15 protein-coding genes are annotated in these 14,051 nt (G+C 45.0%); 4 read left to right on the forward strand and 11 right to left on the reverse strand.

Annotation, left to right across the window (positions count from 1 at the left end):
• Nucleotides 1-111 precede the first annotated feature (111 nt).
• Nucleotides 112-615 carry a dihydrofolate reductase gene (locus AAAT93_RS07375; RefSeq protein ID WP_021986142.1) on the reverse strand — a complete coding sequence of 168 codons (504 nt, stop codon included), beginning with the start codon at nt 613-615 and terminating at the stop codon, nt 112-114.
• Nucleotides 616-637: 22 nt separating this feature from the next.
• Nucleotides 638-1,468, reverse strand: a complete 831-nt coding sequence (thyA, locus tag AAAT93_RS07380; protein ID WP_021986141.1) for a thymidylate synthase — start codon at nt 1,466-1,468, stop codon at nt 638-640.
• A 126-nt stretch (nt 1,469-1,594) separates the two neighbouring features.
• On the opposite strand from thyA, the gene AAAT93_RS13650 reads away from it, so the two are divergent.
• Both AAAT93_RS13650 and AAAT93_RS07385 read left to right on the forward strand, forming a co-directional pair.
• The gene (locus tag AAAT93_RS13650; protein WP_181985462.1) at nt 1,595-1,933 is read left to right on the forward strand and encodes a helix-turn-helix transcriptional regulator; all 339 of its coding nucleotides are present in this window, start codon (nt 1,595-1,597) and stop codon (nt 1,931-1,933) included.
• Nucleotides 1,858-2,193: a helix-turn-helix domain-containing protein gene (locus AAAT93_RS07385; RefSeq protein WP_021986140.1), complete on the forward strand. Its 336-nt coding sequence runs from the start codon at nt 1,858-1,860 to the stop codon at nt 2,191-2,193. Before AAAT93_RS13650 ends, AAAT93_RS07385 begins: the two co-directional genes overlap by 76 nt.
• On the opposite strand, the gene AAAT93_RS07390 is transcribed toward AAAT93_RS07385, so the two are convergent.
• The 4 genes from AAAT93_RS07390 to AAAT93_RS07405 form a co-directional block, all read right to left on the reverse strand.
• Nucleotides 2,183-2,632 carry a hypothetical protein gene (locus AAAT93_RS07390; protein WP_147353767.1) on the reverse strand — a complete coding sequence of 150 codons (450 nt, stop codon included), beginning with the start codon at nt 2,630-2,632 and terminating at the stop codon, nt 2,183-2,185. The genes AAAT93_RS07385 and AAAT93_RS07390 overlap by 11 nt on opposite strands.
• Before the next feature lie 77 nt (nt 2,633-2,709).
• Nucleotides 2,710-5,910: a carbamoyl-phosphate synthase large subunit gene (gene carB / locus AAAT93_RS07395; protein ID WP_021986138.1), complete on the reverse strand. Its 3,201-nt coding sequence runs from the start codon at nt 5,908-5,910 to the stop codon at nt 2,710-2,712.
• Nucleotides 5,910-6,983, reverse strand: coding sequence for a carbamoyl phosphate synthase small subunit (locus AAAT93_RS07400; RefSeq protein WP_021986137.1), 1,074 nt, complete (start codon nt 6,981-6,983; stop codon nt 5,910-5,912). Before AAAT93_RS07400 ends, carB begins: the two co-directional genes overlap by 1 nt.
• 155 nt (nt 6,984-7,138) lie before the next feature.
• Nucleotides 7,139-7,747 carry an epoxyqueuosine reductase QueH gene (locus AAAT93_RS07405; protein WP_021986136.1) on the reverse strand — a complete coding sequence of 203 codons (609 nt, stop codon included), beginning with the start codon at nt 7,745-7,747 and terminating at the stop codon, nt 7,139-7,141.
• 217 nt (nt 7,748-7,964) lie between these two features.
• Here AAAT93_RS07405 and AAAT93_RS07410 point away from each other — a divergent pair, with 217 nt between their 5' ends.
• Complete coding sequence (locus tag AAAT93_RS07410; protein ID WP_021986135.1) at nt 7,965-8,198, forward strand: hypothetical protein; 234 nt, start codon at nt 7,965-7,967, stop codon at nt 8,196-8,198.
• 84 nt (nt 8,199-8,282) lie between these two features.
• On the opposite strand, the gene AAAT93_RS07415 is transcribed toward AAAT93_RS07410, so the two are convergent.
• The 5 genes from AAAT93_RS07415 to ispF form a co-directional block, all read right to left on the reverse strand.
• Nucleotides 8,283-8,804 (reverse strand): DUF6106 family protein, encoded by a 522-nt coding sequence (locus AAAT93_RS07415; protein ID WP_118670838.1) that lies wholly within the window; start codon nt 8,802-8,804, stop codon nt 8,283-8,285.
• Between the two features lie 2 nt (nt 8,805-8,806).
• Nucleotides 8,807-10,195, reverse strand: coding sequence for an NADPH-dependent glutamate synthase (gene gltA, locus AAAT93_RS07420; RefSeq protein WP_117781526.1), 1,389 nt, complete (start codon nt 10,193-10,195; stop codon nt 8,807-8,809).
• 13 nt (nt 10,196-10,208) lie between these two features.
• Entirely contained in the window at nt 10,209-11,054 is an 846-nt protein-coding gene (locus AAAT93_RS07425) for a sulfide/dihydroorotate dehydrogenase-like FAD/NAD-binding protein (RefSeq protein ID WP_227572890.1), read from the reverse strand.
• A gap of 125 nt (nt 11,055-11,179) precedes the next feature.
• Nucleotides 11,180-12,190, reverse strand: a complete 1,011-nt coding sequence (locus AAAT93_RS07430; RefSeq protein ID WP_118670836.1) for a GNAT family N-acetyltransferase — start codon at nt 12,188-12,190, stop codon at nt 11,180-11,182.
• 36 nt (nt 12,191-12,226) lie between these two features.
• Complete coding sequence (ispF, locus tag AAAT93_RS07435; RefSeq protein WP_021986130.1) at nt 12,227-12,793, reverse strand: 2-C-methyl-D-erythritol 2,4-cyclodiphosphate synthase; 567 nt, start codon at nt 12,791-12,793, stop codon at nt 12,227-12,229.
• 218 nt (nt 12,794-13,011) lie between these two features.
• Between ispF and AAAT93_RS07440 the strand changes: the two genes are divergently transcribed.
• Nucleotides 13,012-14,046 carry a hypothetical protein gene (locus AAAT93_RS07440; protein WP_021986129.1) on the forward strand — a complete coding sequence of 345 codons (1,035 nt, stop codon included), beginning with the start codon at nt 13,012-13,014 and terminating at the stop codon, nt 14,044-14,046.
• Nucleotides 14,047-14,051 lie beyond the last annotated feature (5 nt).

A 14,051-nucleotide genomic window follows, 5' to 3' on the forward strand; every position in this document is an offset into this window, starting at 1 on the left:
AAATTTACCTTAAATGATACCATACTTCCATCATATTTGAAAGACTTTTTGTATGATTTATAACATTTTCATCAATTATTTTGTGCATTTTATGCAAAAATCACCAAATTTCTAAAATGCTAATGGATTTTTATTCTCATATTTGTGGAAATAAAACTCCAAATCAAAATAGGTATGCTCGTCGCTGTCCGCGATCATTTCCCAGTTCTCCAGTTCATCCAGATTCGGGAAATGTGTATCCGCTGCATAATCATAGTTGATCTTCGTCACATGCGCATACTTGCAATACGGAAGCAGCATCTCGTAGATCTGTCCGCCACCGATTACAAAAATTTCCTTATCCTCATATTTTTTCAGTTCCTCGAACAGTTCTTCCTTCGAGTGAACAACCGTACCCCCTCGCACGGTATAATTCGGATCAGTCGATAAAATGATATTATCTCTTCCCGCAAGCGGCAGGCCATTCGGGAATCCTGCCAGTGTCTTTCTTCCAAGTACAACGACATTTCCCATTGTCGTCTGTCGGAAGAATTTGTGATCCTCTGGTATTGATACGAGCAGATCGCCCTTGTTTCCAATCGCCCAGTTGTTATCTACTGCTACTATTAAGTCCATATTACCCTCCAAATATTTCGCTCTAAACCGCTATTGGTATGTTCTTGATCTGTGGTCCGGTCTGATAATCTTCGATTGTAAAATCATCAACCGTAAAATCATAAAAATCTTTGACATCTGGATTGAGTGTTACTTTCGGCGCCGGATACGTCGGCCGGCTGATCAGCTCTTCCACGATTGGAATGTGTCTGTCATAGATGTGTGCATCTGCGATCACATGTACCAGCTCTCCCGGTTCAAATCCAGTTACCTGTGCCATCATATACACAAGTGCCGCATACTGTACGACATTCCAGTTATTCGCTGCAAGCACATCCTGCGAACGCTGATTTAAGATTGCATTTAATTTGTTGCCTGTGACATTGAACGTCACGCTGTACGCACACGGATACAGGTTCATCTCAGACAGATCCTGATGCACATAAATGTTCGTCATAATACGGCGGCTGTATGGATTATTCTTCAGATCATAGATCACACGATCGACCTGATCCATCATACCCTCTTTGTATTTGTGCTTCACACCGAGCTGGTAACCATACGCCTTGCCGATCGAACCATCTTCGTCTGCCCACGCGTCCCAGATATGGCTGTGCAGGTCATGGACGTTATTTGATTTTTTCTGCCAGATCCAGAGCAATTCATCAATTGCGGATTTGATATAAGTTTTTCGAAGTGTGATCGCCGGAAATTCCTCCGCCAGATTATATCGGTTTACAACACCAAACCGTTTGATCGTATATGCCGAAGTCCCATCCTCCCATTTCGGACGCACCTTTTCGCCCTTCGTATCGTAACCGTTCTCAATAATATCCTTACACATCGCAATGAACAAATCATCTGCTTTACTCATGTTTTGTCTCCTTCTCCTATTTTGTGCAGTATTCACAGTCTCACTTGTGAATATGTGCCAATCTTATTTTTTCTGCTTGTATTTTTTTCTTTTTCTGTTAACATAATGCCCATGGAGGTACATTCTATGATTCCAAAAGAATTCGGGCCTCGTCTAAAAATTTCGCGTCGTCAAAAACATCTCAATCAAACCGACATTTCCAAACGACTCAATATTACAAGACAAGCCTACAGTAACTATGAAACGGGAAGATGTGCGCCGCCAGTCGATGTTCTGGCTGAACTTACACTGCTTCTCGAATATGATTTCTTTTCTATTTTTCTGGAAGCGGCTGCTTCCAAATTATTTCATTCCAATTTTCAATTTTATCCAGAAAGCGAGGATCTATCATGTCAGACACAACCACCTTTGGAGCTATGCTCATTCGTCTCCGACTCCACTCCGGTTACACCCAGAAAGAAATAGCCGCATCGACCGGCATCTCACGTTCATCGTATTGTCATCTGGAAGCGGACTACCGAAAGCCAACGATGGAATTTTTTATTAAGCTTTGCATCTTCTATAAGCAAAATCCCGTGAAGCTCCTGCTTCCACTTTTCCCGGAAGAATCCATGGATTCCCAGAAGCATTATCTGCAATATTTAAATTCGTTATGTGAAATCCGATACAAATCAGACACGAAGCGCAATCGAAAGCGCAACGTCAAATGCTGGTCTAAGAAATAGCATCAAAGTTGTTCCCGATCAGAAATCCGGCTTCCGCCTGTTTCCGGTTCTTCTCGTATGGATTACTCTCTGAATACTGGATCTGTGTCGTCGTCTCTCCACCTGCAACATACGTTCTGCCGCATTCCGGACAGACCCCCATCTTCAATGTTACATTCGCCGATATCAGCTTTGCACCCGGCTTGCTGCTTTTCTGAATCGCATTCGCCACGTGCTCCCGTTCATGTGCACTTACTTTCGCGTACGATTCTCCTGCCGCAATCTTGCCCGGTGTCTTAAATGACACATCCGGTTCGTTCGAACCATCGACATATTTCCGATTCTTACACGTCTGACATTCGACCGGCTTCACCTTCGTGGAAGTGTCGACCGTATTGTCCGCATTGACCGGTGTCACGCGGCTGACACCGCTATATGGAATTATATAGTTGTTACTCATCGAACCAATATTCATTCCATCACCTCAAAAAAATAAAGGTAACCAGACAGGTTATCTGCATGGTTACCTTTATTTTACTATATTTCGCTTATATCCACAAGAGAAAGATTGTGTCTGTCAGATGACTCTAAGCTTGTAAGAAGCGCATGTGCGGTATCTAAGCTTGTGAGAACCGTCACACCTGTCTCGATTGCATTTCGGCGGATTACGAAGCCGTCCTTGCTGTGTTCCACACCCTGTGACGGTGTGTCGATAACAAGATCGATCTCATGTGACAGAATCAGGTCTAACAGGTTCGGAGAAGGCTCTTCCACCTTGTTAATCGGTTTTGCAGGTACGCCATTCTCATTCAGGACACGGCAGGTACTTCTTGTCGAATAGATCTCATAACCAAGCGCGGTAAACCGCTGTCCGATTTCTACTGCATCCAGCTTATCGGAATCCTTTACTGTAAGTATCATCTTCTTGTACTTCGGCAGATTCACGCCGTTTCCAAGGAATGCCTTGAACAACGCTTCGTTGTAATTTTTCGAGATACCAAGGCACTCACCGGTTGATTTCATCTCCGGACCAAGGCTGATCTCAGCACCCCGGATCTTCTCAAAGGAGAATACCGGCATCTTGATTGCGAAGTATTCAGATTCCGGCTGTAATCCCGGTGTATAGCCCATATCCTTGATCTTCTCGCCTGTGATAACTCTCGTTGCAAGATCAACGATTGGAATACCGGTTACCTTACTGATGTATGGTACGGTACGGCTTGATCGCGGGTTAACCTCGATGACATATACCTCATCCTGATATACAATAAACTGAATATTAATCAGTCCGATAACATGCAGGCTGTTCGCAAGCTTCTTCGTGTAGTCTTCGAGCACACGCTTGATCTTCGGTGTGATCGTCTGTGCCGGATACACGGAAATACTATCTCCGGAATGGATACCTGCACGCTCGATATGCTCCATGATACCAGGAATCAGGATATCGTGGCCATCACATACGGCATCAACCTCGATTTCCTTACCCATCAGATATTTGTCAACCAAAACCGGATGCTCCTGCTCATGGCGATTGATAATCTCCATAAACTCAATGATATCCTTATCCGAGATTGCAATCTGCATACCCTGTCCGCCTAATACATAGGAAGGACGAACAAGGACCGGATAACCAAGCTCATTGGCTGCTTCCAGCGCTTCCTTTGCTGTAAATACAGTCTTACCGGCAGCTCTTGGGATACAGCATTTCTCCAGAATCTCATCGAACAGTTCTCGGTCTTCGGCCGCATCGACATTTTCAGCACTTGTACCAAGGATTGGCACGCCCATCTCCAAAAGCGCCTCCGTCAACTTGATGGCTGTCTGACCACCGAACTGTACAACCGCGCCATCCGGTTTCTCGATATTTACGATAGACTCTACATCTTCTGCCGTCAGTGGCTCGAAATACAGACGATCTGCAATATCGAAGTCTGTACTGACTGTCTCCGGATTATTATTTACAATAATGGTCTCATAGCCCTTGTTCTTCAAGGTCCACGTACTGTGTACCGAGCAGTAGTCAAACTCGATACCCTGTCCGATACGGATCGGACCGGAACCAAGCACCATGATCTTCTTCTTATTCTCATCCACCTCGACTTCGGATTCGCCATCGTAGCAGGAATAATAATATGGTGTCTCTGCTTCAAACTCAGCCGCACAGGTATCTACGATCTTGTAGGATGCATGGATACCATAGCCATAGCGAAGCTCCTTGATTTCCTTTTCCTTCTTGCCTGTAATCTGTGCGATTACCTTGTCCGGAAACTCCATGCGCTTTGCTTCCTGCATCATTTCCTTAGTGATCTCAGGTGTCTCACGCAGTAATTTTTCTTCCTGTACAATATTGTTGATCTTGTCAATAAACCAGATATCTACTTTCGTGATATCATGGATCTCCTCCGCGGAGATTCCACGGCGCAGCGCTTCTGCGATAACGAAGATTCGACGGTCATCGACACGATGCAGCATCTCATGAATCTCCTCTGTCGGAAGGTCATTGTAGTTCTCATAGATCAGGCTATCCACATGCTGTTCGAGAGAACGAAGCGCTTTCATGAGTGCTCCCTCGAAGTTCGTACAGATACTCATAACCTCACCGGTTGCCTTCATCTGTGTGGTCAGCTTCCGGCTTGCCTTGATGAACTTATCGAAAGGAAGTCTCGGCATCTTAACTACAACATAATCGAGTGCCGGCTCAAAGCTCGCATAGGTCTTACCTGTAATTGCATTCTTGATCTCATCGAGATTATATCCAAGAGCGATCTTCGCAGCTACCTTCGCGATCGGATATCCGGTTGCCTTTGAAGCAAGTGCCGAAGAACGGCTTACCCGCGGGTTTACCTCGATTACACAATATTCAAATGTTGTTGGATGCAAGGCAAACTGTACGTTACATCCACCCTGGATACCAAGCTCTGTAATGATATTTAAAGCAGCACTACGAAGCATCTGGTATTCCTTATCTGCCAGTGTCTGGGATGGTGCAACAACGATAGAATCTCCGGTATGAACACCAACCGGATCCAGATTCTCCATATTACATACGGTAATACAGGTACCGTTCGCATCACGCATAACCTCGTACTCAATCTCTTTCCAGCCCGCGATACAACGCTCAACCAATACCTGACCGACACGTGACAGACGCAGTCCGTTCATCAGTATCTCTACGAATTCTTCTTCGTTGTGCGCGATACCGCCGCCGCTTCCACCAAGCGTATACGCCGGACGCAGCACGATCGGGTACCCGATCTTCTCGACGAACGCCAGACCATCCTTGATGTTCGTTACGACTTCGGATGGTGCACATGGCTCATGGATCTTCTCCATAGTCTTCTTGAATTCCAGACGATCCTCTGCTTTCTTGATCGTCTTAGAAGATGTACCAAGCAGCCTTACATTATGTTCCTTCAGGAAACCGGACTCTTCCAGTTCCATCGCGATATTTAACGCTGCCTGACCACCCAGTGTCGGAAGCACGCTATCCGGCTTTTCCTTCTTGATAACTGCCTTTACAACCTCCGGTGTCAAAGGCTCAATATATACCTTATCTGCAATATCCTTATCTGTCATGATGGTGGCAGGATTCGAGTTGATCAATACTACGCAGATGCCCTCTTCCCTCAGGGAGCGGCATGCCTGTGTACCGGCATAATCAAACTCTGCCGCCTGTCCGATGACAATCGGACCGGATCCAATAACTACAACCTTTTTTACGTGTGGATTCTTTGGCATTATTTAGACACCTCCATCATATTCATAAACTCATCAAACAAAAATCCGGTATCAAGCGGGCCTGCACAGGCTTCCGGATGGAACTGTACCGTCTGTACATTCTTTCCAAGGTAATGAACACCCTCAATTGTCTTATCATTTACATTGATAAAGCTTGGCTCTGCAATATCACGATCCAACGTCTCTTCCTTTACCACATAGCCATGATTCTGTGTTGAAATATATACCTTCCCGGTCTTTAAATCCTTTACCGGATGATTTGCTCCACGATGTCCATATTTCATCTTCTGTGTATCTGCACCGTTTGCAAGCGCCAGAAGCTGATGTCCAAGACAGATTGCGAAAATTGGAATCTTCGTAGCAAAAAGCTTCTTGATTTCCTCGATTGTCTTCACATTGTCCTTCGGATCGCCAGGACCATTCGTCAGCATAATGCCGTCCGGTGCATCCGCGATGATCTCCTCTGCAGGAGTCTCCGCCGGATATACAGTCACTGAACAACCACGCTCCAACAGACAACGCACAATGTTCTTCTTCACACCAAGGTCGATGACCGCAACCTTATAACCATCGCCTGGGAAGCTCATCTTCTCCTTGCATGTGACATCCAGCACAACATGTCCCATGCTCCATGCCTTGATCCTTTTGATACAATCGTCCTTATCAAAATTCTCATCCGTTGTGATCATGCCCTTCATCGTACCTTTGTCCCGCAGAATCTTCGTTAATGCACGTGTATCAATTGCCTCAATTCCGGTAATATCATTTTCTATAAGAAATGACTCGACACTTTCCTCGCTTCGGAAGTTGCTTGGCCGCTTCGCCAGTTCTCTGACAATAAAGCCAGACTGCCATGGGCGCTCCGCCTCCATATCTTCCTTACAAATACCATAGTTACCAATCAACGGATACGTCATACACACAGACTGTCCTGCATAAGAAGGATCCGTCAGTACTTCCAGATAACCAGTCATCGATGTGTTAAATACGATCTCACTGATAATTTCCTTGGTCGAACCGACGCTTTTCCCCTCGAATACATGGCCATCTTCCAGTATCAGAAATGCTTTCATAGTCTTTGTCCTTTCTTCTTAGATTTACTTGCAAAACAAGAAATTTGCTCAAAAAAAAAGAGTGAAACGGAAAAATTGCATAGTTATCCGAAGCTCTTTTTTTCTCAAATTGCAAAAATTATACATCAATTTTCGCCATAGCACAACCCCTTTTGTCAGATTCTTTTATTCTTCTTTTGTTCTTCCCTTTCCAAGCGGCTGTAAATACATCCACAATAGTCCTGCCGGTACAGGTGATACTCCCGTGACAGCTCGATGGAATGAGCATATCCATTTTTTTTCTTGAAATCACTGTACAGATATGCAACGCCATATTTTTCTGCCATCCGCTCACCGATCTCGTTTAACCATGCCGCGTTTTTGTGCGGACTAATCGAAAGTGTCGTCGTAAAAATATCGAAACCGTGCTCCTTCGCATACCGGGCGGTCTCCTCTAACCGCAGTTCATAACACTTATAGCAGCGGCGTCCACGCTCCGGTTCTTTCTCCAAGCCTTTCGCGATCGCATAAAACTTCTCCGGCTCATACGCACCGTCACACACAACTACATTTCTCGCAAACTCAGCCTCCTGTGTAAACCGTTTCAATTCTTCGATCCGCTTCTCGTATTCTTCCTTTTCCGTGATGTTTGGATTGTAAAAAAAAGCCGTGATATCAAATTCTTCATATAATACACTCAGCACATGGGAACTGCACGGTGCACAGCATACATGCAATAACATTTTTTTTGTTTTTTTTACATTTTCGTTTATTTCCTTGTCCATTTTTATCCCTTCCTTGTCACTTCGACGAAAAAAGTCGTCCAATCGACCTACAAAAATGACGATTTTTGTGCAATATTCACAGTTGACTTTAGCAATAATATACAATATACTAAAGTCAATGAAAGAACTATAATATGATTAGTTATGATTATATATTTTTACAGCTTGAAGGGCAAGAGTAAAAACGATAGAATCGCTATATGGGAGGTAAGAAACTATGACAGTGGATCAGGCAGTTAAAAAATTCAAATTAGAGCCACTTAACGTATATACGGCGAAGGCAAAAGCAAAAGAACTGAACGTAGAGGAAGTTCTGTATATGAATGTTCAGAAGAACAAATATGCCTACATCGTAAAAGATGGTGCGCGTGGCTATGTGCTCTATCAGGATGAAAAAAGTATTTATTCCAAGATGTACAAAGGACTTAAGATGACCCCACTTGAGCCATAATTGTACATATTTCGTATACGTATATATAATACACACAAAAAGAAATCCGGAGCTTCGATGCAAATCGAGGTTCCGGATTTTTGGTTATTCACTATATTTATTCTTATAGAACAGCTTCACATGCTCTATGCATTTATCATTCAGTTCCACAATTACCGCTTCCGTGCGGTTTTTGCTGTTGTTAATGAATGCGTACCACTTCTCTTTCCTGTCCGGAAAGCAGGAAGTGTAATCCCGGATGATCATATCCGGATGCGCCTGACGTTCGTTGTCAAACAGAATGGAGGTATACGGCAACACCTTCTGGATCTTACCTGCCTCAAACTCATACACCTTTTTTCTGGATGACCGCTTCACGATCTTTGAGATTTCGCAATCCCCGTTCACAAATATATACTCATACTCCAATTCCTGCCGCGTCGCTGTAATAATCGTAAGAGCAATACCGATAATCAAGATTGACGGCCCGACCCAGCCTGCCATAAATGTCCAGATTCCAAATCCGACGATCATCAAAGCAGCGGATGCCACAACAGGCATCCGGTCCTTTGCTTTTAATTTCTTTTGTACTGCGTATTCCGCATAACCGTCCAAGTTATTTACCATATTTACATTTCCTTTAATGACTCATCAATTGCCTTTGCCGCCTTCTTACCGGCACCCATTGCAAGGATAACGGTTGCTGCACCTGTAACAACATCACCACCGGCATACACATGCTCGCGCGTACTCTCACCAGTCTCTTCGTTGACGATGATACCGCCCCACTTCTGTGTTTCCAGTCCTTCGGTTGTCTGGCGGATCAATGGGTTTGGTGACTGACCGATTGCGATGACAACTGTCTCAACCGGAATTACAGTATTCGATCCCTCGATCGGCTGCGGACGTCTACGTCCGGAAGCATCCGGCTCACCAAGTTCCTGTGCAACTACCTCGATGCCAGTTACCCATCCATCTTCTCCGTGGATCTCAACCGGGTTGTTCAGGAGCTTAAAGATTACGCCCTCTTCCTTTGCATGCTCGACTTCTTCCTTACGGGCAGGTACTTCCTCTGCACCACGGCGATATACAATATACACTTCCTCTGCGCCAAGTCTCTTAGCCGTTCTTGCTGCATCCATCGCTACGTTACCGGCACCGACAACCGCAACACGCTTGCCGACCTTGACAGGTGTTGGAACTTCGCCCTTCTTATAACCTTTCATCAGGTTAACACGTGTTAAGAACTCATTTGCGGAATATACTCCAAGGAGATTCTCGCCTGGAATCCGAAGGAAGTTCGGAAGTCCAGCACCTGTTCCAAGGAATACTGCGTCAAATCCACGTGCAAACAGATCGTCAACTGTGAGTGAACGTCCGATTACAACGTTTGTCTCCAGATCGACACCAAGATCTGTAATATTTTCCAGTTCCTTTGCAACCAAAGACTTTGGAAGACGGAACTCAGGGATACCATAACTTAACACACCGCCAGCCTTATGTAATGCCTCGAAGATTGTTACATCGTAACCCTTCTTTGCAAGCTCGCCAGCGCATGTAATACCTGCAGGACCGGAACCGACAACTGCGACACGCTTGCCGTTCTTCTCGATGTTCAGCTCTGCCTTCTCTCCATGTGCCATGTGGTAATCTGCTACGAAACGCTCTAGACGTCCGATGGATACAGACTCACCCTTGATACCACGGATACATTTACCCTCACACTGATTCTCCTGTGGGCAGACACGTCCACAGATTGCTGGAAGTGCATTCTCACTTGTAATGATCTCGTATGCCTTTTCGAAATTACCGGCAGCAACCTGCTCAATAAATCCAGGGATTGGTACGTTAACCGGGCATCCAGTCATACAAGGTCTGTTCTTACAGTTAATACATCTGGTTGCTTCCTCCATTGCCATCTCGGCTGTATAACCGGTTGCAACCTCTTCAAAGTTTTTATTTCTCACATTCGGGTCCTGCTGTGGCATAGGAACCTTTGTTGGACTCATATTTGGCATCTTTCGTTCCCTCCTAATTCTGCATCTGATCTGCCTGAAGCTTCATCATACACGCATGCTCTTCTTCCTTGAAGAATGTCTGGCGCTTCATACACTGATCAAAATCAACCTCAAATCCGTCGAAATCCGGTCCATCTACGCATGCAAACTTTGTCTCGCCACCAACTGTGACACGACATCCGCCACACATACCTGTACCATCGATCATGATCGGATTCAAAGAAACGGCTGTCGGAAGGTTGTATTCCGGCTTCTTTGTAAGTGCTACTACAAACTTCATCATGATGAGTGGTCCGATTGCGATTGCATGGTCATACTGCACGCCAGCATCCAGAAGCTCCTGCAGTTTCTTTGTAACAACGCCCTGCTCGCCAAGAGAACCATCATCTGTCATGATATATACATTGTCACAGAACTTCTCGAACTTCTCCTTGAGAAGTACAAGCTCTGCGGTACGTCCGCCGATAATCACATCCACTTTTGTACCCTGCTCAGCAAGCTTCTTTGCCTGTGGATAAAGTGGCGCTGCTCCAACACCGCCCGCGATACCGATCACACGTTTCCACTCTTTGTTGAGCGGTGCCGGCTGTCCAAGTGGACCTACGAAATCCTGAAGGTAATCGCCCTCATTCAGCTTTGCCATCAGAGTTGTTGAATATCCAACTACCTGGAAAATAATCTCAACTGTATTGCGCTCGCGGTCAAAATCCGCAATTGTAAGAGGAATACGCTCGCCATCTTCATCCACTCTGACGATGACAAACTGTCCTGCCTCACAGCGTGCAGCTACATAAGGAGCTTCAATCTCCATCATGACAACAACCGAATTTAAGACTTCTTTTTTTACAATCTTATACATGGTCTACCCCTATCTCTTAAAAATTTACTTTATATTTACGCATCGTTTCTCGTGCGTCATTATCTGATAAATTATATCACATATACTTTCATAATCAAAGTTTTTCTTAAAAAATCTATCTGTTTTTATACAATTTCATCGAAAAAACTTGCTTCATGCAGTATTGACATCAATGAATCATCCCCCTGCAGTGAAAGCGCCATAAACCCATATCCGTCGTTCATCCGTACAGACACGCCAAGCATATTTGCAATATCATCGCAGAAATGCCGCTCCGACATCGTCACGACCAGTCTTCTGCAAAATGCATGTTCTGCCAGCCTTACCGCTGCATCCAGCACATATCGCACATGATCATCAAAGCTTTCAAAACGCTCCACATACATCGTATCATCATAGATATCATAAGAAAACATACCTGCCAGACGTTCTTCCACCTGCCCGTCATCCATGTGCATACCATCCTCATACACAGCTACCACATCTCCATTCTGGCAGCGATGTTCCATGCACATCTGCTCCAGATATTGCGGCGTACGATGCGCGTAAATCTGATATTTCTTTGCCAGTGCATCATTTACTTCTCCAGACAGATGCTCCAGTATATCTGCGCGTTCCTCATGCAGATCTTTCAGATTCTTCGTATAATATCCTTCCTCACCAGAAAGATCATCCGGTACGACATCCTCGTCCTCCAGCTCTGCAATATCAATATCCAGTTCCAACGTATGAAATACCTTCTCAAAGCCAAGGCTCTCATAGTATTCTTCCCGTTCCGGCATCAAAAACGTAAACGCTCTGCCGTCCTTTTTCATATCTGCAAGCACGCGCTGCATCATTTTGTGCATGATGCCCTGCTCCCGATATTCCGGTTTCACAGCCACTCCGACTATGTAATAGCACAGTTCCTTTTTCCCTTCTACTTGCATCTCATAAGGATTCAGATGAATCATGCCTGCCAACACATCCCCCTTATAAGCAAGTAAAATCTTATTTTGCTTACAAATCTCTGTAAAATAATAATCCGCAAATTCCTCCGGATCATCAAATATTTCATCCCACATCTGTCGAACCTCAGCAAGCACCTCCGGTTCACCTTCAAAATATTTGAGCCTGCAACTGTCTCCGTCACTCATGAAACTAAAATATCCTCCTATATCTATCTATTGTTTTTATCTTTTTGCACACCCCATGCATCCCATGCATGGATTGGCAGCATTTTCTACAGTATCATCTACCACACGCGAGCTTCGATAATCAAAATTATCGATTGTCTCAAGCAGGCAGATTGCCTGGGAACTGATTCCCTGTCCCTGCCCGGTAAATCCAAGACCTTCCTCTGTTGTCGCCTTGACATTAACCTGATTTTTATCAATCTGCAGCCGTGCCGCAATGTTCTCCCGCATTGCATCAATATACGGCGCAAGCTTTGGTCGCTGCGCAATCACGGTTGCATCTACATTTCCAATCACATAATTATTTGCATCCAGAAGCTTCCGCACTTCCTCCAGAAGCCGCATACTGTCCGCGCCTTCGTAAGCCGGATCGGTATCTGGGAAATGTTTTCCGATATCTCCCAAAGCTGCAGCTCCAAGCAGCGCATCCATAATCGCATGCACCAGCACATCCGCATCCGAATGTCCAAGCAGACCTTTCTCATACGGGATCTCCACGCCTCCCAAAATCAGGCGGCGTCCCTCGACTAATTTATGCACATCATATCCCATGCCAACTCTCATGGTTCCTACGCTCCTTTATATCAGGCAAAATTAAAGTATCGTACTATAATCTATCATATTTGCCCCATATATGCAAACGTTTCCTTTTCTCATGGTTAGAATTGCCACAATTTGTTTTTCTATATTTACGAATCTGTCATTTCATTGTAAAATGTCACTATCACAGTCATAGAGAAAAATGTACTGTACAAATTTATACATAATGAGGAGGGTTTATTATGGGAAGATCCGGCGGCGGTGGCGGCGGCTTTAGCAGCGGCGGTCACGGTGGCGGCAGTCATCATGGTGCAAGTTTCAGCGGCGGTGGCGGTAGCTTTCGCAGCAGTGGTTCACGCGGAGGCGGTTTTGGCGGTGGTCCAAGGCCTCACGGTCCCGGTCCGGGACCTAGACCATACGACGATTACGGTCCGGGGCCACATTACTATCATGGAGGTCCGGGCATGCCACCACCTCCACCACCGAGAAGAAGATATTATGGAGGCAGAACAACTTACGTATATTCAAACGGCAGTAGCGGCGGTGCATTTGTTACTATAATCATGCTCATGCTCGTCCTGATCGTATTCTCTTTCTATATGCAGTTTAAAGGTGGATATACAGGCGACACACTCAGCGATAACCGTATTTCCGAATACGCAGAAGATCAGTATAATACAATATTCAGCGGTCGCGAGGACGGACTGCTCCTGGTCGTAGATGAAAACGACAATGGTCAGTTCAAATATGGTGTCAAAGCCAATGCACTTATGGATACATACATTAACAGTATGATCTCCGCATATCAGAATAACTACAATGATGATCTCGGTATCCAGTTAAAGGGCATGCTGGAAGACACATTGGAAATCATGAAGCAGGATGGCATCTCAAAAATCAAATCCGACAAGGCATTTGACTCTCACTGCTATCGGGATGATTTAAACTGGATTGATACAAAGAACAACGTCGTAACCGGCGCACAGGAATTCTACGATGCAACCGGTATCCAGTTCTATGTAATGTTCGTAAAGACTCGTACCATCGCCAAGGCAACGAATCATTCTGCCGGCGTATTCAAGGTACTGATCATCGCAGCAGCGGTTGTCATCGTCGTATGTATCCTCTTCTCATGGTGGAAGAAGCGTACCGCACAGAAGAACAAGGAGCAGGAGGACTTAGAGCGTACATTAAAGACACCGCTTGAAACCTTTGGTTCCACACCGATGGATGATTTAAAGGCTAAATACGATAATCAGGATAATAACCAGTCATAACGGTG

Origin of the sequence: Coprococcus hominis (ex Arizal et al. 2022) (genome assembly GCF_040094675.1) — a bacterium.
Classification (GTDB): domain Bacteria; phylum Bacillota; class Clostridia; order Lachnospirales; family Lachnospiraceae; genus Coprococcus_C; species Coprococcus_C hominis.